This is a genomic window from Rhizobium sp. BK181 (assembly GCF_014193305.1).
Lineage (GTDB): Bacteria > Pseudomonadota > Alphaproteobacteria > Rhizobiales > Rhizobiaceae > Rhizobium.
Genome location: NZ_JACHZA010000006.1, coordinates 137,554 through 160,213 on the forward strand (window position 1 = coordinate 137,554; position 22,660 = coordinate 160,213).

Genomic DNA, 22,660 nt, shown 5'->3' on the forward strand with positions numbered 1-22,660 from the left:
CCACAAGAGCCGCAATTGGAGCAGCAGGCAAGTTGGAGGACAACGTCGATCTCAGCGGAGCGACCGTGGGAGTTCCTCGCCATGAATTGGCAACGAGCAGGACGACGAGGGCGAGGAGCAGACCAAGGCCGACAGTGGACCAGACGGAGATGCCCTTGTTCCTGGCTGAGATAGGCGTTCGACGGCCTTGATAGGCTGTGCGCTCCCGATCGCCATTAAACTGCGCTGGTTCCCGCATGTCATTCATCCCGGGCTACGTGGTATTCAATACCGGACCGCCGCTTCGTGGTCTGCGGGGAGAGATAGGCGATAAATGCGGGATGACCAGGCTTCATTTTAGGCGATCACCTTGCACCTGAACAGTCGAAGCGCCCTGATGACAAACCGCGCAATCTCGACCCCTGCCCGATACGGCACCACTGTGGGTGGCTTGCGCCAGCCCAGCTTGTAGCGTGATAGTCTCTCCTGGATTTGAGATTTGGGCTCGGCGTCCTGCCTGGCTGGCAGGGGATCAACAAAAAACGCCCTCAGACCAACCAGATGTTCCATGTCAAATGCCAGATCGTATGGCAATCGCATCGGCATCAGGCGATCGACGATCCAAGCCGCGGCGCGGCGATTTACCAGGTACGCCCCAGCGCCCTTTTCCCGTGTCAGTGAAATCGCCATCGAATGTTGAGAGGTCAGCCGGCGAAACCGGAACTTCCTTCCCTTGTTGACCGTCGAAAGCCTGACGATGTCCCATTGGTTTCGATTAGCCAGCACCTCCTTCAGGACGGCCATGAAATTCGGGTCGAAATTGAGATCGTCCTCGAGGATCAGGGCATGTTCATCAGGTGATGCAATGAGACGCCGGGCGCAGTCGACATGACTGAGGTAACAGCCGATTTCGTATGGATTTGGTCTTCGCCCGTGCCGAAGGAGGTAGCCGCGCTCATCGAAGTCCGAAATCGGCAGTCGAAGGTCAGCTCCATCCACGGCCGAAATCCTTTCGAAATTCAACCCGAAGGTTTTGATCAGAAACGTCATGCGCCTTCCGCGATCGGGCGCCCGATCGAGGTTGATGAGAAAGGTCCGCAGCTGCGGCAGCGCCTGGCGGGCGATTAGATTGTCGTGCTCGGGAAGGTAGTTCATTGAAGGCCCGGGGATGATCACATCTGCCAGACCTTGCCCACCGAATATCTCCCTGCTCTGTCCGCTTGCTTACGTTTTTGTAAGGTCGCTATCTGTCAGGAAGGCTGAAAGCTAGTTGAAAGCTTCGAGAAGCTACGAACGAGCTGCATCGTGGAGGAAGCACCTGTATCGTGATGAAAGGCGATGCGTAACTCGTACCGGAGGAGACTTTGATGCGTTCATCACGCAGGCTTTTTAATTCAATCGCTATATCTGCAATCATTGCCGCGGCATGCGCGCAGCCGTTCATCGCAGGTTAATGCTTGGTAACCGAGACTCACTGCCTGAAAGGATGCCCCGATGAAGACGCTTTTTTCACCTCTCGCAGCCATGGTCCTGGCTGCATCGTTCGCCCTGCCGCTGAGCGCTGCGCCGATCGCGGTGCCGAAAGCAGCGCCATTACACACCACCGATGTCGAGCTTGTCAGGCACAAGGGCCACGGGAATGGCTATGCTTATGGCCACTACAAGAACCGGAATTACGCCTACCGCGACTGCCGGTATTACGGCTCATGCTACCGTCATCGGTATTCCGGCTATCCACGGTATGGATATCCCCGGTACGGCTATCGCGACTACTACTCCTACCAGCGTAGGCCGGGCGTGAGCCTGTACTTTAATTTCTAGTCACAGTCCTACGGGACAGACGTGGGACAAAGAGACTTTTTAGCCCGTCAGCCCGAACGTTGGCGGGTTTCAATTGCCTGACACTCGCCCGCAAGACTTGAAATCCCTCCGCGATCAGCATGTTTCGACCATGCCTATCCCGCGCCACGATCTCGTTCTTGAACGAGCATTTCCGATCGCAGAATCCTGCCCCGGCTTGGTGCGTCGCGCCGTGCCGCGGGGCGACGGCAACGCACCGCGTGACGGATCTGGCGCTGCCACTGACGCGACATAAGCTCCTTACTGCCAGCACGGTCTTTTAGGACGTAGGAAATGGCGTCCCAGACGACGCTTCGACAATCCTCGATCACCCTCACACAGACCGACCACACGCGATTGTCAAAACTCGCGGAGACCCATAGCTCGAAAAGCACTGATATTGCCGGGAATTGCTTTCCGAACTCGAACGCGCTTGCATCGTGTCCGACGAGGCTATCGCCACGGATGTCGTCTACATGGGTTCCACGCTGCGATTGGTGAGCGACCTCGGCGAAGACCGTGCGGTCACGCTCTCTTTCCTGGAGAGGCGAACATCGCAAAGGGCAAGGTTTCGATACTGACCCCGATTGGAACGGCCCTCATCGGAGTTTCAAAAGGACAATCGATCGACTGGCTGGCTCGCGATGGGCAAGTTCATCGCCTCACGGTGAAGGCGGTAGAAGCAGAGGCGATATGATCTTGGTTTGACGGCATCTCCCGCCCTGTCCGGGGGAACTGAACGCAGTTCGAGCACCACCACCTTCTGGCGCGTAATTCAATGCCAAGGGGTCAGAGATCTTTGAGAGGGGGGTTAGCTCCCGCGCAAGACTATAATCGGTTTCGTTGCCCAGCCGGCGCCGCGCCGCTAAAATCGAAAGCATACCTTTCCGTAGGGCGCCCGCAAGAATTTGGGCGCTCTGTTCCCCAAGCGGTAATGGGAGGCCACAAGGGGGTTTCCGCGACACCTTGTGGCCTCCATGTCCTTCCCCCGGACGGAAGAACGATGACAAGATTAGGTCGAGGAAGTCCAACGACAACTGGACTTTGGTCCGACGTTCTGCCTGCGCAATTGTTTGTACGTTATCGTACGGTTGCATTGCCGAGGAGGCTCGCTACATGCCAGCCGCGTGGCGCAAAGGCTGGTTTCTGGGAGACACCCTATTCGTTCTCTTGCCCTTACAGCGTCTCCAGGATCGGCAATCGCAGGGTAACCAACAGGCCCACCACCGGCTGCATCGCTGAGATACGCGGTACCTCCCGCTCCCTGTATGACTTCTCGCACGATGGCGAGACCCAGACCGCCGCCCTCTTCCTGGGTTCCCATGACCCGGTAAAATCGCTCGAAAACGTGCTTGCGTTCCATCGGATGGATTCCGGGACCATTGTCCTCGACGGTAAACAATGCCCTACCGTCGAGGCGGGTCACCGATACCTTGACCTTGCCGCCCACGGGAGTATAGCGGATTGCGTTGTCGACGAGGTTTACAAGCATCTCTCCCAACATCGTGCCGTCACCTGCGACCCTAATCGGACTGGCTTCCTTCAATCCGATATCAATGCCGCGGCGAAGCGCTTCCTCGGCTTGGGCTCCGAGAACGTCTTCGGCCGCTTTTGCGAGGTCAATGACGTCGCAGCGCAGCCGCCTGCTACCCGGCTCCGCGCGCGACAGGGTCAAGAGCTGGCTTGCGAGCCTGGATATCTGTGTCCGTTGAAAGCGACGGGAATTGGTGCCGTTGGTGCGCGAAGAAAAGGCCCAAAACTCAACAAATCACGCCAACCGGCTTGACCACCCCGCCGAGATCCGGTTCTCGACAATGAGCATTCCCATAAACACGATCACGGCCAGCAACCAGCCGAGGAGTGCATCGGAAACGTAGTGCGAGCCAACTGCAACGCGCAAGGCGGCCATCGTCGCTGCATGCCTCGCTTTGACCGGAATAGCGACTGGTGCGTATCCTGCCTATCTGCAACTGTCAGAAAACTTTCATACGGTTGTCGATGGCGAACTCTATCGATCAGCCCAGCCAAGTCCGCAACAGCTTGAAGCCTATGTGCGGGACTATGGAATCAAGACGGTCATCAATCTGAGGGCACGGGGTGATAAGGGCAGCTGGTATGCAGCTGAGGTGGGGACCACAGAGAGGCTGGGCGTAACACATGTGGACTTCCCGATGTCCGCATCGAAAGTGCTGACGCTGGATCGCGCTGATGAACTTATGAAACTGATGGCTTCGCTACCGAAGCCAATCCTCGTCCATTGCCAGGCAGGAGCGGATCGAACGGGTCTCGCCTCTGCGATTTACAGCACCCGTATTGCAGGCCGGGATGAAGAAGCTGCTGAACGTCAGCTGTCCTTCTACTTCGGACATGTTGGCATCCCGCGCCTCTCCGCAGCATATGCAATGGATGAGAGCTGGGAGGATCTTGAAGACAGCTCCCGAACTTCCAGCTAATCGGGCGGAGGGACCGACGACAGTCCCGCGACATGGTTCTGTCGCGGGCCAGATTTCAATCAAAAGCGCTTCAATGAGCGGTGGTCATCTTGTCAAAAGCCCCACGCTTCTTGAGGGAACTGACGAGCCCCGTAAGAGCGATGACCCCCACGAACAAAGCGACGAGAGCAATCGCGTACGACAGTTCCTGGTCTGAAATAGAGTCCGCCGCGATCCGGTAGAACTCTGTTGCCAGAAGCGCGATAAGTGTCGAGGACATGGTGGAATAGTCTTTGGCGATGACCCGCCTGATATTGAAGCTCATACCATCCGTCGATGTCGAGAATGCACTGAGCTTGAGTGCCCATCGGGGTACGTCACGGCAATAGGCGCTATAGGCATCGCCGAACTTGTTGGCGAGGAACTCCTCTTCGGCATGGATGATGCACTGATAAATGAAGGCGAAAAGCAAGCATCCAACAACCACGACCACTGGGTTTCCGTGAAACAGGAAAAGCCCGGAATAGACGAGCATATTCCCGACATACAATGGATTGCGGCAAACCCCGAACATGCCTTCTGTGACCAGATCCTTGGCGTAGACCCGCTTGTTCAAGCCGCCCCGTTTGATATATGCGTATCCGATAACTGTTGCACGCAACAGCAATCCGGCAAGCACGACGAGAATCGCCAGGATATTCTTCCACGCCTCGAGCGCTTCACTTCCGAACACCGTCGTTGTCGGCGGCGTGGAGATGAACAGGGCAACAATAATCAGCGGAAATGCCTGGTTTCGGTATTTGAAGAAGAACGTTCCGATCTTCAGCATAAGGGACTTCATGGCAATGGGTTCTCACTTGATCGCGACGATGCCGCAGAAATTATACCAACGGAAGAACACCTCCGTGCTCTTGAAGCCCACCTCCCGGAGCAACTGGATATTTTCCTCCAATCGATAGGGAATGAGCACGTTCTCCAGCGCTTCTCGTTTCTTTGAGATCTCGATCGACGAATATCCGTTGCGCCGCTTGAAGTCGTAGTAGTGGTCGATGAAGAGCCGGTTGAACGTCGTGTCCTCGCTGGTCAGCTTTTCGATGAGCAGCAGACAACCATGTTCGTTCATACCGTCGTAGATGGTCTTCATCACACGTTCGCGAAACAGCGGTCGCACGAACTGCAATGTCAGCAGCATGGTCACGACGCTGGCATTCTCCAGGGAGAAACCGCGATGGAGATCGCCGGTGATCAAATCGATCGAACGGTTCGTTCCCGACGCTTCAATTTTCTCGGCGGCCTTCTTCAGCATCTCCGGGGCATTGTCGATGCCGACAAAATCCACCTGATTGTCAACGAAATGATCCAGCGCAAGCAGTGTTGTGGCTGTCGAACAGCCAATGTCATAGAGATTGGACTGAGGCTGTGCGAAATCCTTTGCCAGTTCGCAGACCATTCGCTGCATCTCGTCATAGAACGGTACAGAGCGGCTGACCATGTCGTCGAAAACATTCGCGACAGTGGAGTTGAATGAAAAGTCTGCGACCGCATCACGTTCGTCGGCGAAAACCTCGTCACGCAAATTCGTATGCAGGACAAGTCGGTTAGACTGATCGGTCATATCCGCTCCAATACACAGCAATGTAAATGGGCGGCTTCGTTCCCCAAGGCACACCCGGCGCATAGCGATTTGGCCATATGTTCCTGACGAGAACCTGAACACCGGGCTGCCCCCGGGGGCCTTCACAAGCGGCGAAGGTGTCCTTCATCCAGCCAAATATGGGCCAAAAAGGAGACTTCCTCGGTCAGCAACCGGTGCGGAATTCTAGTCGCGTTCAGCACGCGAGAGCAACTTAGTGGCGGATGAGCTTCATTCGAGCTGAAAGTTCACGGAGATCGAAGGGTTTGACGAGAAAGTCGTCCGCTCCTCCCCTTATTCCTGCCAGACGATCACTGTACTGGTCTTGTGCGGTCATGATGATGACCCGAACCGTATTATTTGCCGCCCGAATGTCGCGGAGGAGTGAAAGTCCGTTCCCATCCGGCAGACGCAGATCAAGCAGTACCAGGTCGTAGTTCGCTGATACGAGCCTACGGGAGGCTACCTTCAGGTTCCTGCACCAATCGACCGTGTGCCCCTCACCAACCATATGAGCTGATACAGCATCCCCGATCTCTATATTGTCTTCGACGACAAGAACATTCACCGGCCGGGGCCCCTGATCCACTTCTCAACGTCGGCGGTCTCGCCCATCAGGAATTCCCGCCCCTACACGGTGAAAACACGTCCAGCTCGCGCTGGTAGACCGAGGTCTGCACGTTCATCATTCCAAGCACGCTGTGAAAGAGGTTGTCGTGGGAGGTCGGACGAGTAGCCTCCTTGCGAAGGCAGGCGGTGTCCAGCTCCATTGATTTCGTGAAGTCGTCGTCAAGCCACGTCAGGAAAGGCACGTGCGTTTGCTGCGATGGAGCGAAAGTGTACGGCGCACCGTGCAGATAGAGCCCCTTTTCACCCAGGGATTCTCCATGGTCTGACATATAGATCACGCCAGCCGCCATCTGGCTGGACCGGGCCTTGAGGCGATCGATAACGGCGGACAGGAAATAGTCGGTATAGAGGATGGAATTGTCATAGGCGTTGGTGATTTCGCCTTCCGAGCACCGCCCGAGTTCTGCCGTTCGACAGTCCGGAATAAATCCGCCCATGTGTTCAGGGTATCGAAGGTAGTAAGCAGGACCGTGACTGCCCAACTGGTGGAGCACCAGGACGCTGTCGCCTTCGACGTGATCCAGCCAGTCGTCGAGCTTCTCCAGCAAGATGGCATCCAGACATTCACCTTGCTTGCAGAAACGCGGATCCTTTGAGCTCGCCAGGTCAACGTACAGGACCCGGTCCGCAACGCCCTTGCTGCCCGTGTTGTTATCGAACCAGGCAACGTTGACCCCGGCATGGGAGAGCACGTCGAGTAGGTTTTCGTTGGCGCGTGCCTTTGCGTGCGTGAATTCCGCCCGCGTGAACCGCGAGAACATGCAGGGAATTGATGTTGCGGTAGCCGTACCGCAGCTCTCGGTATCAGGGAAATAGACGACCTTGCGTGCCTTGAGCTGCGGGTTCGTTTCTCGGCCATAACCCCCGAGTGAGAAGTTTTCGGCACGGGCAGTCTCCCCAGCAACAATAATCGTCACTCTCGGCTTGTTGATGCGCGCCAGAGGCGGTTTCACAACAGCGTCGGTCCCGACAGGCTGGACAACAATCAATGCTTCCTTTCGGGCGCTGAGGAAATAGCGCGCCGTGCTTACGATCGGTGTAACGGGATTGAGGCTTTTGGTGATGTCGCGTCGTTCTCTGACAGCGGCACTATACTCTTTCGAGTAGGTGATGCCGCAAACCGCGACAATTCCGAGCGAAATCACGATCGCTGCCAGGTTCCATACGACCTTGCTGACGAACGGTCGGTGATCGACCTTCGTCCACGCAATGATCAAGGACGGTAGGACACCGAAAATCGCAAGATGAAAGGCGAGGTCGCGGGTGATCAGGTGCTGTGCCTCCGCAGGCGTTGTCTCCATCGCATTGCGGATCATGTCGGTGTCCACGACCACGCCAAATCTGTCTATGAAATGGCTTGCCACGGCAGCGACGATGACAAGAAAAATCAGGAACGGCTTTATGAGGTATTTCATCGAGAAGGGAGTGATCGCGGCAACGCAGAGAGCCACCATTGCAAGATATAGCGCCCACAGGGGACCAGTCCCACTTCCGAGATAGTCGTTGGCCTTCTGCCAAAACGTGTTGTTGCAGAAGACAAGAATATAGATAGATACAAAAATGCAAAGCGGAATGCTGCCGATAACGGGCCGTGGCACGCTCACGTTTGCGGGCTCGTTCTTCACTTTCACTTCTCCAACGCAAACGGGCCTTTTGAAGAGGATTGCTGACACCAACCTGAAGCGACGAGAATGAAGGGCGTCCAGATTCATCGCCGGCCGGACGTCGATTCTGTCAAGACATTGCGTCGAACCACGCCCGAATCTGCCGTGCGGACCAACACCAACGGGTCATCGACCTCTCGGCCGAGGCGATCGCCATTCAATCAAAGCGTTCACCGGCCAACGACCGATACCCGCACCGCTTCCGGCCGGTAGTCGTTTGGGAAAAGCCGTTTCAGGCTTTCGATCTTCGGCAGGTCGTTGATGACGATATACGGATACGTCGGATTGTTCGTCAGAAAGTTCTGATGGTAGTCTTCTGCCGGGTAGAACGCCTTCCCAGGTTCAATTGTCGTGACGATCGCCTCATTGTAAACCTTCGCCTGATTGAGTTGGCCGATATAGGCCCTCGCAACTTTTGCCTGCATGTCGTTCGTGGGAAAGATTGCCGAGCGGTATTGGGTCCCCGTGTCAGGACCTTGCCGATTGAGCTCCGTCGGATCGTGTGCGACTGAAAAATAGATCTGGAGCAGATGGCCGTAGCTCACCTTCTTCGGATCAAAGACGATGCGAACTGACTCGGCATGGCCTGTCGTTCCGGTGCCGACCGCTTCGTATTGAGCCGTCGACCTGCCACCACCAGCGTAGCCCGACGTTGCACTGACGACACCGTCAACATGCTGGAAGACCCCCTGCACTCCCCAGAAGCAGCCACCGGCAAGGACGGCGGTCTCAAGCTTTTGTTGGGACGCCATATCCTGAAGCGGTGCTGGAATGGCATGAGCCTCTTCCGCGGCGAGGACGGCGATTTGAAACGCAGACCCGGCTGCAACCGCCATGGCCAGGGTTGGCACGAGAGCCAATTGTCTCAAAAGACCCCGATGACGCGTCATTTCGATCTCCTTAGTCTGATGGGAACAGGTAGGCCTGACGCCAAGGTTCGGGAACGTGATGTCGAGTGCAGGTCGCTGATCGGTGCCGCCTTCGCGTGAGGGCCGGTCGGGCCCGACCGGGTCAGGATGTCGCCGAGCGGAAACGGAATCATGCGAATACCCCTGACCTGTCAGCCCGCGAGTGGATGGAATTTCATGGCGACGCCGTTCATGCAATACCGATGGCCGGTAGGCTTTGGACCATCATCGAAGACATGTCCGAGATGGCCGCCGCAACGACTGCAATGGACTTCCGTACGCACCATTCCAAGTGTCGCATCCGTGGAGGTCCCAACCGCGTCCTTGAGCGGCGCCCAGAAGCTCGGCCATCCTGTCCCACTGTCAAATTTCGTGGTGGACGAAAAGGCATTCTGGTCGCAACCCGCGCAAGCGAAATTGCCTTTTCTATGCTCCTTCAACAATGCACTCGAGAAAGGACGCTCCGTGCCTTCCCTCCTGAGGACGGTGTACTGATCCGGGGTGAGTAGCTTCCTCCACTCGGCATCACTATGCGATATGGCGAAGGTCTCGCGGGCGACCGCAGACTGCCTTCCGAAGCAAAGCCCAAACGCGCCCAGTGCAGCGCCGATCAGAACTTGACGCCTGCCCACCATCTTGTTCTCCTCCTCGGTTCCCTGACCCGCGTCCGACGTGTTCGGGCTGCGGTATCGGAAGATCTGCCTTTTGTTGCACACATGGAAGTGGCAACACTGAAAAGTGAAACCGCCTTTTTCCCGACCTGTTCAGGCCGAACAACACCGGCATCCACGACAACAGGCCTATCTTCGCAGATTCCAAAGTTTCAAAAGCTCGAGCGGTCCCGAAATACCAGCTTCGATGACGAACGGGTCTGATTTCAGAGGGCTTTTGACCGGTAGCCCGTGTCCGAAGCCTCTGAGCGAATAGAACGACACCTGCCCCTTGTGGAACCCATCCCATCGCACCACGTGCCCCCAGGGCTTGTGCAATTGCTTTGCCGTTGCCACATCGATGCCAACGATATCCAGCCACTGTGAGGCGGCTGCGACAGCGTTGTCCGGATGGACCGTACGATCGCCGCTCCCCTGCCAGATCGATATGGGCGGCCACGTCTTCCGCTCCGGGGAGATCGTGCGTGCCAGATCGCCCCATTCGCGAGGCGAGCGCGAATGACCGGATTTCATCGTTCGAAGCGCCGAAATTGCATCGCGTGCCGCCCCATAGGGCATGCCGGCAAAGATCGCCCCGCCAGCGAACAGATCAGGGTAGGTGACAAGGAGAGCCGATGTCATCGCACCACCGGCCGAAAGTCCCGCCACATAAACGCGGGCGCGATCGACTTGGTATTGCCTGACAGCATGATTGATCATTTGCCTGATCGACATCAGTTCGCCCCGGTCACGGGCGATGGCGCTCGGCCGAAACCAGTTGAAGCAACGCTGCGGGTTGTTCGCTTCTCTCTGCTCGGGATAGAGAAGGATAAAACCGCGCTGGGCTGCAAGCTTTGAAAAGCCGCTCGCAAGGTCGAGGCTCTCCGGTGTCTGTCGGCAGCCGTGAAGGAACAAGACGAGCGCCGGCTTTGGGGGATGCCTTCTGGGCACGAACAGCTTCATTTTCAGGCGGCCGGGGTTTGAGCCGAAATCCGTTACTTCAGTGAGCACGGGCTTTGGACTTGCCGGTCGGCGCCGACGTGTGGTCGGCTGTTTGGGTATGCGAAAGAACGACGTCTCGAAGAGGCGCCGGACCTTCTTTTGATTTTTCAGGAGTCGTGAGAGTGACCTGGAGAGTTTCAACGTCATTGGCGGGCCCCGTTTTGACGTCCTCGACGCTTCTCCCGCGGCACGCCGCCATCGATAGACAATGCGCCAGTTTAACTAGGCGACGATGACCGCTATCCAAGCGGCAGGAGAAAAAACCTCGCAGGCTGCCGATACCTGCTCAACACTGAGGCAGGGGGAATGGGGAGGGACCAGGCGCACGGCTGATGGCTTCTCCCGGGAGACAAAGATGAAAAAAACGCCCGTCACGATGTGACGAGCGCTTTCAAATTCCAAGTCTGGATGGCGCCGATTAACGGCCCGAGGCTGCCTTGGCAACGCTACGAATTTCGGCGCGATCGATACCGAGATCGTGCAGTTCGCGATTGCTCATGCGGCCGAGCTCTGAGACCGTCTGCTGGTACTTGCGCCAATTGTTGAAAGAGCGTGCTACGTTCATAATCACTCCCCTTTCCTGGGCTTTCAAAGCTCAGCTGCCAGTCCGTGGCGCTTCGTTCGCTTTGTTGAAATTTATGTAGTGATCTTGGATCTGAATGTGCAGCGCTAAGGGGTGATCCCAGCCCTGCCTTAGGTGCATAGCGCCTGGCTACTCGTTCGGCACGCGCCTCCCTTTCCGCACATGACGTTGTGTCCACCTTTTGGCCAAACGTGGTCAATGCCCTGTCATCAGAAGGGCTACCGGCTCGCTTTCAAGCAATTCCCTGAGGTAGAGGCATTCTCGAGAAAAATCTCGTCCAGTCAGGAGCTCGGTCAGTTTGCCGTTGATCGATGACAGCTCGAGAACCGTATCGTCCCAGAAGTCGGGACCAGCGCTGAAGGCCCTCGGCGTGACATGCCCCAGCATAAGACGGGGTGCGACGACGATGAGCGTAAGATTTCCAAGAGACCGGGCATAGGTGACAATATTCCTGGCACGACAACCTTTTGCGCTGATTGGCAGGTAGTTGCCTCGTTCGAAAAGGCGCGGATGAGCTCGTCGCAACTGCAGGACCGTTCTGATCATGTGCTGCTTTCGACGTTGAAATTCGTTGCCGCAATCTTTGCGACCGTCCTGGTAGACCGCCCCGGCCAGCCGTTTAAAGTCGGCCGGGCGCCTGTTATCAGGATCGACAAGGCTGAAGTCGGACGCCTCGCTTCCCTGGTAGATGTCGGGAATACCCGGCGCGGTAAGCTTTATAAGGGTCTGGGACAAGGAATTCACGGCGCCTGCCGCGACGAACGGACCGATCGTCGCCACAAGATCCTGCCGGAAAGCCGAATTTTCGGCCGATGTCAGGGCCTCGGCGTAAGTCTTGACGGCATCTTCGTAGGCTTCGTCCACATCGGTCCAACTTGTGGTGAGCTTTGCCTCCCGGACGGCCTTCTCGGCGTACGCGGTGAATCGCCGCGTGATGTCGTCAGCACGGTCAGAGTCTGGCCAGATTCCGGCCAGAGCCTGATAGAGCATCCATTCGACATCAGGCTCTGGCACGGTCTTGCCGGAAAGATCGGTCAGATACCTGGCGTTCAAGCTGCGCCAGCGCGCGAAGGCGATTGTCCAGTCAACGGGCGCTTCGCTCAGCGTATACAACAGAGCGCGTGCATCCTCGCCTCTTTTGGTGTCGTGGGTGGAGGTCGCCGACAATCCTTTTGGTTGCCTCTTTTGCCTCTCCATCATCAGGTCGTGGAACGCCTCGATCCCCCCTGGAACGGAACTCGGATCACCCCCGACCTCGTTGGCCGCGAGAAGCAGGGTGAACCTGTAGAAGAGGGTGTCTTCGACAGCCTTGGCCATGATCGGGCCGCTTAACTGCTGCAAACGGGCACGGAACTCCGGTTGGCTTCCGTCGCGGAGCACGGATCCGACCCAATCCAGGGCATCTCTTTGTTCTTGATGTGGCGCTGCTTCGACAAGGACTTTTCGGAGGACGATCGCATCCTCTTCATCGAGAGCGCCCTCTTGCCCGTATGTGCGATAGACCCGAAATGCCACCAGGATTTCCTTGATGGCCTCCCCAATCGCCGCTTCCGACAGGTCGGTGCGCGCGCCGCTTGCGAGCCCTATCAATCTCTGCATTTCGCCTTTGAAATTGTGCTCGACCATCAGGCGTTTAGCCTCGCGCAGATCCTGCTGGTAGTTCGAAGGCGCGGAGGCAATGGTGGCGTAGGTCTCACCAATCGAACGCACCCCCTCCGGATCGATGAAGAGGTTTGAAAGAGCCGCGATGAATTCGTAGCCAGTCGTTCCCTGGACTGGCCAGTTCCGGGGCAGGCTCTCCCCCTTTTCGAGGATTTTTTCCACCACGACGAAGACATCGGCCCCTATCTTCTTTCGAAGCCGGTGAAGGTATGAGGTCGGATCGGTCAGTCCGTCGATATGATCAAGCCGCAGACCCTGAACCTTACCAGAACGGACGAGGTCGAGGATAAGGGCGTGGCTGGCGTCGAACACATGGTCGGCCTCCACGCGCAGCCCGACGAGACCTGTCACCTCGAAGAACCGGCGGTAGCTGAGGTGCGAGGCTGCCTCCTTCCAATGGATCAACCGCCAGGCCTGGGCGTTGTGAACGGCTGCGATCTCGGCAGGGTCAGCAGGGTTGGAAACGGAGACGACGCTTGCCGGATTGAGCGGCAGGCGAGTATCAAAATAGGCGAGGTTCCAGTCGCCGGTCGATTGATCCCGCTGCAGCTCAAGCTCTCCGTCAGCGAGTGTGTCGTCGAACGTTTTGCCGAGAATTGGAAGGGTGAGCGGCTCGCTCCAGTCGATATCGAAATAATCGCTAAAACGGCTACTCTCTCCGAATTTGAGGACATGCGCCCACCATGGGTTTTTCACCGACGCGGCCATATGGTTGGGAACGATATCAAGGATGAGACCAATACCATGGTGTTTCAGGGCCTCCGATAGCCGTTCGAAGCCCTGTCTCCCGCCAAGATCGGGATCGAGCTCGTTGCAGTTCGTCACGTCGTAGCCGTGGGACGATCCTTTCGTCGCGGTGAAGATCGGCGATGCGTAGAGATGGCTTACGCCAAGATCGCGTAGATAAGGCAACGCCTCGACCACCCGGTCAAACGTCATCCCGTTGCGAAACTGTATGCGGTAGGTCGACGTCGGAACAATCATTGACTGATGCTCCAGAGTACGGACCAGGGCGCGAGTGCGCCGCGTGTCAGCGATCCGGTTGAAAAGAAGGGTGGGTCCCGTCCGACATCGCCCAGCGACACCCTTTCATCGGTCAGATTGCAGAGGAGCTTTAATATTTCCCCGTCCGACACGCGCCATTCGACGCACAGTGCATCGCCAGGCAATCTCAGGAAGGTCCCGTTTTTCGAAATCATCGTCAGACGCGGGATGACATGCTCGCGCCTTGCCTTGAGTGCTCCCTTGTAGAACTCAAGCCACCCGATGGATGCCGGCATGCAAGCCGTCAACCAATCGAGCTTTGCTGACCTGAAGGAGGCTTCCGCTGTCGGATCCGGAAGGTCGTCGACATCAAATCCGGGAAGCCTGGAAAGCTCGTGTCTGCGCCCAACCCTGACTTTCTCATTCAAGTCTTCATTGAAGTCGCAAAAGTAGGGGAATGGCTCCACCGCGCGCCATTCCTCGCCCATGAAAAGCATCGGTATTTGCGGAGCAACGAGATAGATTGCGGCGATGGCCTTGAGCGCATCGGCAGGAAGCGAGGCGATCCGTCTGTCACCCAAGGCCCGGTTGCCAATCTGATCGTGATTTTGAATGAACGAGACGAAGGCGGTTGGGGGTAACCCCAACGCGGATTTGCCTCTCGCTGCCCTGTGATAGGACATGTACTCGCCCTGATAGACAAAGCCTTCTGCGATCGCCCTGCCGAGCTTTTCCAGATCGTCGGCGAAATCCGCATAATAGCCGGACACTTCACCGGTCGCTGCAGAATGCAGAACGTGATGAATGTCGTCGTTCCATTGCGCGGTGAAGATTAACGCCCGCCCGTCAGTATCGCGTGTCAGAAGATCGCTGTCATTGCTCTCGTTCTCCCCAATCAGGTGGATATGTCGCTCGCCGGCGGCCAATCGGACCCGCCGCGCCAACTCCGCAAGAATGTGTTCTTCGGAATGGTCCTTAATCGCATGGACGGCGTCGAGGCGAAGACCATCGAGCCTGAAGTAGGTGATCCAGTAGATTGCATTCTGAATTACGAACTCCCTGATCAGCCGCGATTGTTCTCCATCATAATTGATGCCATTGCCCCAAGGGGTTTGGTGATGGTCCGTGAACAGCGGCGCATAGGCACCCTGGTAGTTCCCGTCGGGGCCAAAATGGTTGTAGACGACATCAAGAAAGACTGCGAGCCCGCGTCGATGTGCTTCATCGACGAGCTTCTGGAGTTCCTCGGGCCGACCATAGTTGCTGTCAGGAGCGTAGGGCAGCACCCCATCGTAGCCCCATCCCCATCGGCCGGGGAAGTCACCAACCGGCATGATCTGGATCGCGGTGACGCCGAGCTCTCTCAGATGGTCGAGCCGATCGATCGCGGCAAGGAAAGTTCCTTCTTCGGTGAACGTTCCCACGTGAAGCTCATAAAGTACGATTTCTTCCCAAGGTCGGCCATGCCAGCCCTTCGTGATCCACTCGTAGGATGCGAGGTCGACCACCTCACTGGCCTCATGAACGTCTTCTGGCTGAAACCGGGATGCCGGATCGGGGACGGCAAGTCCGTCCGACAGGATGAACGAGTAGAGCGATCCGGGCGTAACATTGGCAACCTCGCATTCGTGCCAACCATCCGCCCGTCGCGCCATCTCGAAGCGATCCATTCCTTTCACATCCAACCGGACAACATCCTGCAGTGGCGCCCACAGCCGAAAGGCAACCAAACCAACGCCCCGGACGGACGGACCAAAATCGAAATCCCTCAATCCCGCCTCCTGGAGACCCCGCGATGACAGCTTCTTAACGCTCCATCATTCACGCAATTGACAACATGTCCCTTCAGCTCATCGCAGGCAGAGCCAACCTAATGTCCTTGCCGCGGATTGGTTCCGAGCGCCGGCCATTTCTGCGGGGACGGCACGCACAAAATATTTGCCTCGGCCAGGAACTGTGACGCCGATTTGTCGTTTCGAAGCGCGGTCAAACAGCTGCGTTGATCAGCCCCGGCTTTAGATCGGGATCCGCGGTAAAGATTGGAGGCGCGCTCATGAACGATAACAGGGAAGAGTGGATCGCGGCGCGGGCTTACGCGTTGTGGGAGCAGGCAGAAAAACCCTTGTGGCAAGATCAGGCTCACTGGCAGCAGGCGGTTCTTGAGCGCGATCTCCTGGAGCAGACGCGCGCGTCAGCCGATGGACAGGAGGTGATGAGCCGTGTTCGGTCAGCTCGTTCGCGAGGCACGGACGCTTCGAGCATTCTTGTGGTCGAGGACGAGCATTTTCTTCGCTTCGAGACTGTGGATGTTCTCGAGCAGGCCGGATACCGGGTCCTGGAGGCCGCCAACGCCGACGAGGCCCTGGTTCTTCTCAAGACAAACTGCGTCAACACGCTCTTCACCGATATCGACATGCCTGGCACGATGGATGGGCTCGGCCTTGTCAAGACCGTCCAGTCGAAATGGCCGTCCACGAAATTGATCGTCACGTCAGGCCTCATAAAACTCTCACATCGGGACCTGGAGAGCGGCGTTCACTTTATCGCCAAACCTGCACCGAGCCGGGAGTTGCTGAAGCTGATCGTATGAGCGCAGAAAGGGCGAACCCCAAGGAGGCTTGGCGACTGTCTGCTTGGTCACAGCGTTATCGATAGCACAGAGGATGCCGTGAGCGGCGACACTCAGTGATTGCATTGAACTCGGCCTTGCGTGTGATCCTGCGTCCCACAAAATGAGGGGCAGCGGAGGCTTGCAAACTTAATGCCAGCGCCTCACCACGGGTGGTGGATCGTCGTGGGCGGCTGACCCTGGAAAAGCTTAACACCCGTCTACCAACCCGTTTTCTGGACCAGGCTTCAGCGGCGGCACTGAAAGGCGTGGACCTCACGCGTCCCTTTCTCTCGGACCCGAACAGACGGTGACTTTCCGGATCGCGGGCGTTTCCCCATACCCCGACGAACCAAGCCGTGGGGTTGAAAAAGCCGAGGCCGCGGCATGTGCAGCGGCCTGGCTGTAAACAGAGTTGCAAAGGCCCCGACTGGGGCATGCCGGGTCCGGTGCGGCCCTGCTCGCAGAGGATTTCAGGACGCACCACAGCATAACCGTTTGCGGCGGAAACGTTATCCAGTCGTTTGGATGAGTGGCTTATCACTTAGATTGGGCGGGGAGAAAGTGCGGGTCCGCAAGGGGTGTTAGAGCGGACCCTTAGCACTGTTGACAGAAGAGGCCAGTTCTGGGCCGAGCTCATATAAGCACAACCAGCCGACGCGTGCACTTACCTCAATAGACGTATAACCGCCTACTGGCAGCTGATTAAAATGACAGGCTCCGGCCTGACGACGCTCGTCGTGCCAATTGAGATCGAACCAGGATGCGTGTTTGTCTGTAAGCTGACAGGCAAGGGCCCGGTCTTCACAGGTGACCGGACCCTCCCGCACCGCCTCAACACGTCAGAGCACGGCGGGAGCGGAATAGTGCGTGAGTCGCAGTCGGTCAAGCTGGTACGGCGAGAAGTCGTTGCCCTCTCCCTCCCAGGCAAGGTCGAGGTGAAAGTGAAGTATGAGCGGGGCCGGCCCGTGCCAGTTCAAAGCCACACGGCCCTTTTTGTCGGCCCGAGCCTGGCCAACAAAGGTCGAGGGGTTACGGTCGACAGAGACGGATGCGAGCACGTTCGCCCGTTTCAAAAAGCCTTGGCAATAAATCTCAACGTGCACGACACCCAAAGGGCGCAATCCTTGATAATTATCCTGCCGTGTTGGTATCATCGACTTGCAATGCCGACTTGCGCGAAGGTTGAGTCTTTAGCCGGGCATTGCCGGCCAGATGAATTCGATAAATCCAGGCCCACGCACGTCACAACGGACGTGATTTCATAGCGTTCAAGCAAGTGTCTGGAACAAAACCGATCGAGAACTCGTTGCCCTGATCTCGATCAAACGGGGTTTCTCGATGTTCAAGGCGATTAAACTTGCACTGGTGCTCGGCGTTACTTGCGGGCTTTATGTATCATCGCTGCTACCGGCGCAGGCTCTTAGCGTCATTGCTCCAGCAACGCAGGTCAAATCCGATGACCAAGACACTTTGTCGGCTTTTGCCTCCAGCGGTCAGAGAGAACCTCGCGACAGCTTTCTGCTTTCAAGCAAGGAAATCGCCCACGTCAGGTGGTGCGCCAGACGTTATCCGTCCTACCATGCAACCGATAACACCTACGAAATGCCCGAGGGGGCCAGAGCCGAATGTCGCTCTCCGTATTGACGGCTTAAACCATCCATGCCGTTGACCGAATTGCTGATCGCGTGGTCGGCATCCGGCAGATGATGCCCTCCCCTCCCCGCCTTTTTTCTACGCCTCGGTTGCGGCGGCGTTCGAGAACAGTCCGAGTGCGGCGATGATTGCGGGCAGGACAAATGCGGCTGCTGGTGCAACAACGAAAGCAAGTGCGCCAAGTCCACAGCCGGCTGCAAACGCAATCACTGCGACAACCATGCGCTTGATTCGAGCGGACGCTGCCGCGCTCTGCTCGCCTTTCTCTCCTGCCATGATATCGGCCAGATCGAGCATGATCTGCGTCGTCGTTCCAGTCATGAGCGTCGAAGGCGGTGCCTTGGGAAGATGAACTCTGTGGACAGCGTTCTGGATTGCCATTGCGGCAACAAGCGTCATGCCAACCCCGAGCATCACATCACTCTCGGCTACTGCGAAAGGACCATGCCAAAGTGCGTAAGCAGCAACCGCCGACAGCAAGAGCAACTTTATGAACAGAAGCGGTCTGAGCACCGGCAAATTCCGACGTTCGAGGCAAAGGCCTGCCCAGCGCGTCAAGAATACCACGACACAAAAGACCGGCAATGCCAGCAGCTTTGGAAGTGCACCAGCCGTGCCGAGGGCAAGGGTCGCGCCAAAGGTTACGAAGTTGCCGGTAACATGTGCGGTGAACAGGCCCGAAAGCGCGAGAAAGCCGAGTGTGTCGACGTAACCGCCATTGAAACTCAGGAGCAGCGGAAGAGCCGGGAACTTCATCTGTCTATCCAATCCGTTTAAGTCTTTTCGGGAGACTGGTCTGCCAACGCGTCGTCGGCAGATCAGGGAGCCTTGGTCAGGCCTTTACGAAGGCAAGAAGGTCGGCGTTCAGCACATCGGCGTTGACAGTCAGCATGCCGTGAGAAAGGCCAGGATAGGTCTTGAGCGTGGCATTTTTCAAAAGCTTCGCGGCTTTCAAAGCGGAGTCTGCAATCGGAACGATCTGATCGTCCTCGCCATGCAGGACAAGGGTTGGGACCGAAATTGCCGTGAGGTCAGCGGTCTGGTCGGTTTCCGAGAAGGCCTTGATCCCGTCATAGTGCGCCTTGGCGCCACCCATCATTCCCTGACGCCACCAGTTCTGGATGATGCCTTCCTGCACCTTGGCACCGTCGCGATTGAAACCATAAAACGGTCCGGCCGGTACATCACGGAAGAACTGGGCGCGGTTTGAGGCAAGAGCGGCACGGAAGCCGTCGAAGACCTCGATCGGCAATCCCTCCGGATTGGCTTCAGTCTTCAGCATCAACGGCGGTACCGCCGAAACCAGGACCGCCTTGGCAACGCGGCCAGCGGGTTCTCCGTATTTGGCCACGTAGCGAGCGACCTCGCCGCCGCCTGTCGAATGGCCGATGTGAACGACATTTTTAAGATCGAGCGCTTCAACCACTGCGAATGCGTCCGAGGCGTAATGATCCATGTCATGGCCATCGGCGACCTGGCCAGACCGGCCGTGACCGCGACGGTCGTGAGCGATGACACGGTAGCCATTTGACAGGAAGAACAGCATCTGCGCGTCCCAGTCGTCTGATGACAACGGCCAGCCGTGATGGAACATGATTGGCTGCGCATCCTTTGCGCCCCAGTCCTTGTAGAAAATCTCGGTACCGTCTTTCGTGGTGATAAAGCCCATTGTCTTGTTTCCTTCGTTTAAAGTGGAATTCGGTGAAGTAGAGGTTGAAATCTGGAGGGGCTGGAAATGGTCGGCCCCCCGTTGCGAGAGGGCCGGTATCGAAATTGCTGCGGTCGCTTCTCCTACTATGCTTTCCCGAGCGGCATGACAGGCGGCTCTCGTCGGTTTGGTGGAGGAAGAATGGCCGGAAAAGGTTGATCATACAATTGCAAGAATAATTCACATTTCATTGCCATTTCTGCAATGACCCCGGTCCCTGCCGCGTGAGGTTCCGAATGTGCAACAGCAAGGCGGCAAGGCGCCCGGCCGGCGCCGTGTCCCGAACAAAGACCGCAAGCAGCCCTTTATCCGCGTATCGCCTCGAGCTAGACAGCCCAGCAAGAGCAGCCGAGGGCGCCAAAGAAACCCTTCAGATCAGCTATCGGAAGTTTTGCGGTCCATGCGCCGGCATGGTCATGGCCATGGACGCCGCAATTGCGGGCGCAGCCACAGGAAGCAATTGTAGTCTCTCTGAGTGATTTCCTCCCTGCACCATCTGGCTCTCCCCAGGCCGCGTAGCCTCCGAACCCGCGAACGGGCAACAAATCAGGCATGGCTGGCGGGATCTCGTCAAGGAAGTCATTCGACGCCCGACGCAGCGTTCGCAAGGGATGCGGGCGCGACGGGGCACACGAGAACTCGACCATTCGCGCCTGACATTTGCCGGTCCTGGCAAGTTTATAACTGGTAATCCTCTTCGGGTCGCGCCAGCTTGCGAGCGTGATGCAGGAGCGCGTCCCCTGGCCGATGAACTTGGCCTCCTGCTGTCGCGGAGGATCGAAACCGATAAGCATCTTTTCAACGAAGGCATGTCCCCGGAGTCGACACACAGTCAACGTTGACGGCACGGATCCGACATCTTTTTGAAATTCTCCATGCTCCGCCATAAACAGGTAGCGATCATGCCGGACGGCTGAGAGCCTTTGGCACCTATGCTTCCGCTTGGCCAGGTTGATGGCGGGATTTGGCTGCTGCGAGGGTAATAGACTGTACCAAAGGACAGACATTGCTACGCCGAATGGTGGCCTTGCCTTCCTGTCGGGCTTTGGCTCAGTCTCGGAGTCAGGACCACGGGGGTGGCTGATGAATCACGCAGCAAGGCGCGCAGGGCAGATCGATAGGGAGATTGGCGAACGCCTCAGGTTCCTAAGGGAAATGAAGGCACTCAGCCAGACAGAGCTTGGCTCCGCAGTAGGCGTCACTTTCCAGCAAATACAGAAGTATGAACGCGGCATAAGCAGGTTGTCGGTTTCGGCCCTGATCATCATCTGCAGGACACTGGACATCCATCCGCTCGAATTCGTCGGCGGTTATTTCGATGGCGTTGACGGTCTCGCCACGATGGATCTGCTCATGAGGCGCTTGAAGGATGCCGAGGATAGGCTGGGGCAGATCAAGTCGATCGTCACCTGAGCCACACAAACCACCAGATACAAGCCTGCCCGTCGAACAGCGCGTCGGTGCCGTCGAGGTTCGTCGCATGCCCTGGAATGGTATCACGAAAAAGCTTTGAGACCTTCGACAGGAGGCTCTTGAGTTCAGTCTCCTTGACAATCGATGCTGCGTCCAGCGGACGGAACCATTCAAGCTTTCGCTGGCCGCGCTCTGGAAAGAGTGACCTGGTCTGCCGCACATCCACAAGATGGACGTCGACCGTCGCGCGTACTTCACTCCCGCGGCAAGGGTTTTCAGGTATGTGAATTTGCCGAAGACTCGCTTTCGCGCCCTCCCTTGACGCCCGCTTCTTCCCAACCCTCCTGTTCGGCCACCTTGTGCGATTTCAGGCCCGGGATGAGCCATCCCTTGGGAATGTCCATCTCCCAGTCTCTCGTGTGGTGATTAAAAGGATTCTCCATTGGCCCCTTGCTGCAGATGGCCCCCAAAACCAGCGAGCCTTGTCAATATATTGCGTTCATGAGAACGAAGTGGAGCGGGAACGGACGAGAGCAAGCGTTTGGCTTTTCTGTTTCTCGTTCGCTTTGAACCGCGCAGAGATCCTGTCCCGAAGTGCGGCAAGGTCGTAAGGCTTTGGCAGGTAGACAACGCTTTCACCGAATTCTGAAATGTCCACATCGCGTCCGGAGGTTATCCAGACCGGAAGGGACGGTCGGGTGACGGTCAGCATCCGGGCAAGGTCCAGACCGCTTAACCCACCGGGCATGTCAACATCAGTGACCACAGCCTCGATGCATCCGTTCGTTCCCAGGGCTGCAACCGCTTCGAGCACATTACGGCATTCGATGACGACATGGCCGTCATCGGCCAGTTCGTCGGCGAGTGCGAAGCGGATCAAGGGTTCGTCTTCCACAATCAGGATTCTTGCCATTCTCGGTGTCTCCATTGTCAGACGATGGCTAAACGCAAGGTGGATCAAATTGGTACACGTAGCCCCATCAGTATTTTGATTCATGCTTAACAAAAAACGAATGACGGAGTGAGCAATCGGCATGTCTTTGGCTTTCCGCTTCTTGCGATCAGTTTAATTGTGAACAATGGCATGGAAAATTTGCAATGGGTGTCCGACCGGCGGAATCCCCACGACCGTCGCCGGAAGACAAGGACGACACCGCAGCCGCCCTTGCATGTAGGACAAGACAGTGACCTCCGACCAGAAGCCAGGCATCCTATAGCGTCATTGTTGTCGGATCGGGATTTTCGGTGTGATATAGGATTCAGACGTCGCCGATCATGTGGCGAGGTCTATCGGTGACGAGAAGACCGA

Annotated in this window: 20 protein-coding genes and 2 pseudogenes; 6 read left to right on the forward strand and 16 right to left on the reverse strand. The window is 57.1% G+C overall.

Features of this window, described 5'->3' with window-relative positions; translation table 11 throughout:
- Positions 1-336 precede the first annotated feature (336 nt).
- On the reverse strand, positions 337-1,134 hold the full coding sequence (locus FHT77_RS16775; protein WP_183756077.1) for a glycosyltransferase family 25 protein: 798 nt from the start codon (positions 1,132-1,134) through the stop codon (positions 337-339).
- Between the two features lie 339 nt (positions 1,135-1,473).
- Here FHT77_RS16775 and FHT77_RS16780 point away from each other — a divergent pair, with 339 nt between their 5' ends.
- Both FHT77_RS16780 and FHT77_RS16785 read left to right on the forward strand, forming a co-directional pair.
- Positions 1,474-1,800 carry a hypothetical protein gene (locus tag FHT77_RS16780; RefSeq protein ID WP_183756078.1) on the forward strand — a complete coding sequence of 109 codons (327 nt, stop codon included), beginning with the start codon at positions 1,474-1,476 and terminating at the stop codon, positions 1,798-1,800.
- A gap of 451 nt (positions 1,801-2,251) precedes the next feature.
- On the forward strand, positions 2,252-2,515 hold the full coding sequence (locus FHT77_RS16785) for a GreA/GreB family elongation factor (protein WP_246712689.1): 264 nt from the start codon (positions 2,252-2,254) through the stop codon (positions 2,513-2,515).
- Positions 2,516-2,994: 479 nt separating this feature from the next.
- Here FHT77_RS16785 and FHT77_RS16790 read toward each other — a convergent pair.
- Positions 2,995-3,535, reverse strand: a pseudogene (locus tag FHT77_RS16790) (sensor histidine kinase); the annotation flags it as partial.
- 211 nt (positions 3,536-3,746) lie between these two features.
- Between FHT77_RS16790 and FHT77_RS16795 the strand changes: the two are divergent.
- On the forward strand, positions 3,747-4,271 hold the full coding sequence (locus FHT77_RS16795) for a dual specificity protein phosphatase family protein (protein ID WP_210280941.1): 525 nt from the start codon (positions 3,747-3,749) through the stop codon (positions 4,269-4,271).
- Between the two features lie 70 nt (positions 4,272-4,341).
- Here FHT77_RS16795 and FHT77_RS16800 read toward each other — a convergent pair whose 3' ends face one another.
- From FHT77_RS16800 to treZ, 10 genes are all read right to left on the reverse strand, one after another.
- Positions 4,342-5,091, reverse strand: a complete 750-nt coding sequence (locus tag FHT77_RS16800; protein ID WP_183756079.1) for an isoprenylcysteine carboxylmethyltransferase family protein — start codon at positions 5,089-5,091, stop codon at positions 4,342-4,344.
- A gap of 12 nt (positions 5,092-5,103) precedes the next feature.
- A complete protein-coding gene (gene cmoA, locus FHT77_RS16805) occupies positions 5,104-5,865 on the reverse strand; it encodes a carboxy-S-adenosyl-L-methionine synthase CmoA (RefSeq protein WP_183756080.1) in 762 nt (253 codons plus the stop codon).
- Between the two features lie 232 nt (positions 5,866-6,097).
- Positions 6,098-6,451 carry a response regulator gene (locus tag FHT77_RS16810; protein ID WP_183756081.1) on the reverse strand — a complete coding sequence of 118 codons (354 nt, stop codon included), beginning with the start codon at positions 6,449-6,451 and terminating at the stop codon, positions 6,098-6,100.
- 46 nt (positions 6,452-6,497) lie between these two features.
- Complete coding sequence (locus tag FHT77_RS16815) at positions 6,498-8,138, reverse strand: phosphoethanolamine--lipid A transferase (RefSeq protein ID WP_312859755.1); 1,641 nt, start codon at positions 8,136-8,138, stop codon at positions 6,498-6,500.
- A gap of 209 nt (positions 8,139-8,347) precedes the next feature.
- Positions 8,348-9,067 carry a peptide-methionine (S)-S-oxide reductase MsrA gene (gene msrA / locus FHT77_RS16820; RefSeq protein WP_409527460.1) on the reverse strand — a complete coding sequence of 240 codons (720 nt, stop codon included), beginning with the start codon at positions 9,065-9,067 and terminating at the stop codon, positions 8,348-8,350.
- A gap of 170 nt (positions 9,068-9,237) precedes the next feature.
- On the reverse strand, positions 9,238-9,720 hold the full coding sequence (gene msrB, locus FHT77_RS16825) for a peptide-methionine (R)-S-oxide reductase MsrB (RefSeq protein WP_183756083.1): 483 nt from the start codon (positions 9,718-9,720) through the stop codon (positions 9,238-9,240).
- A 165-nt stretch (positions 9,721-9,885) separates the two neighbouring features.
- The gene (locus tag FHT77_RS16830; RefSeq protein ID WP_183756084.1) at positions 9,886-10,884 is read right to left on the reverse strand and encodes an alpha/beta hydrolase family esterase; all 999 of its coding nucleotides are present in this window, start codon (positions 10,882-10,884) and stop codon (positions 9,886-9,888) included.
- Between the two features lie 271 nt (positions 10,885-11,155).
- Positions 11,156-11,302 (reverse strand): DUF1127 domain-containing protein, encoded by a 147-nt coding sequence (locus FHT77_RS16835; RefSeq protein ID WP_183756085.1) that lies wholly within the window; start codon positions 11,300-11,302, stop codon positions 11,156-11,158.
- A 213-nt stretch (positions 11,303-11,515) separates the two neighbouring features.
- Positions 11,516-13,966, reverse strand: coding sequence for a malto-oligosyltrehalose synthase (gene treY, locus FHT77_RS16840; protein WP_183756086.1), 2,451 nt, complete (start codon positions 13,964-13,966; stop codon positions 11,516-11,518).
- Positions 13,963-15,738: a malto-oligosyltrehalose trehalohydrolase gene (treZ, locus tag FHT77_RS16845; protein WP_183756087.1), complete on the reverse strand. Its 1,776-nt coding sequence runs from the start codon at positions 15,736-15,738 to the stop codon at positions 13,963-13,965. The genes treY and treZ overlap by 4 nt, the downstream gene beginning before the upstream one ends.
- 281 nt (positions 15,739-16,019) lie before the next feature.
- On the opposite strand from treZ, the gene FHT77_RS16850 reads away from it, so the two are divergent.
- Positions 16,020-16,556, forward strand: coding sequence for a response regulator (locus tag FHT77_RS16850; protein ID WP_183756088.1), 537 nt, complete (start codon positions 16,020-16,022; stop codon positions 16,554-16,556).
- A gap of 1,359 nt (positions 16,557-17,915) precedes the next feature.
- Entirely contained in the window at positions 17,916-18,221 is a 306-nt protein-coding gene (locus tag FHT77_RS16855) for a BA14K family protein (RefSeq protein WP_183756089.1), read from the forward strand.
- An 87-nt stretch (positions 18,222-18,308) separates the two neighbouring features.
- On the opposite strand, the gene FHT77_RS16860 is transcribed toward FHT77_RS16855, so the two are convergent.
- The 3 genes and pseudogenes from FHT77_RS16860 to FHT77_RS16870 form a co-directional block, all read right to left on the reverse strand.
- Positions 18,309-18,986 carry a YoaK family protein gene (locus tag FHT77_RS16860; RefSeq protein ID WP_183756090.1) on the reverse strand — a complete coding sequence of 226 codons (678 nt, stop codon included), beginning with the start codon at positions 18,984-18,986 and terminating at the stop codon, positions 18,309-18,311.
- A 76-nt stretch (positions 18,987-19,062) separates the two neighbouring features.
- Complete coding sequence (locus FHT77_RS16865; protein WP_183756091.1) at positions 19,063-19,899, reverse strand: alpha/beta fold hydrolase; 837 nt, start codon at positions 19,897-19,899, stop codon at positions 19,063-19,065.
- Positions 19,900-20,264: 365 nt separating this feature from the next.
- Positions 20,265-20,510, reverse strand: a pseudogene (locus FHT77_RS16870) (amidohydrolase); the annotation flags it as partial.
- A 511-nt stretch (positions 20,511-21,021) separates the two neighbouring features.
- On the opposite strand from FHT77_RS16870, the gene FHT77_RS16875 reads away from it, so the two are divergent.
- Entirely contained in the window at positions 21,022-21,351 is a 330-nt protein-coding gene (locus FHT77_RS16875; RefSeq protein ID WP_183756092.1) for a helix-turn-helix domain-containing protein, read from the forward strand.
- 499 nt (positions 21,352-21,850) lie between these two features.
- Here the strand turns inward: FHT77_RS16875 and FHT77_RS16880 are convergent, their stop codons facing one another.
- A complete protein-coding gene (locus tag FHT77_RS16880) occupies positions 21,851-22,264 on the reverse strand; it encodes a response regulator (protein WP_183756093.1) in 414 nt (137 codons plus the stop codon).
- Positions 22,265-22,660: the final 396 nt, after the last annotated feature.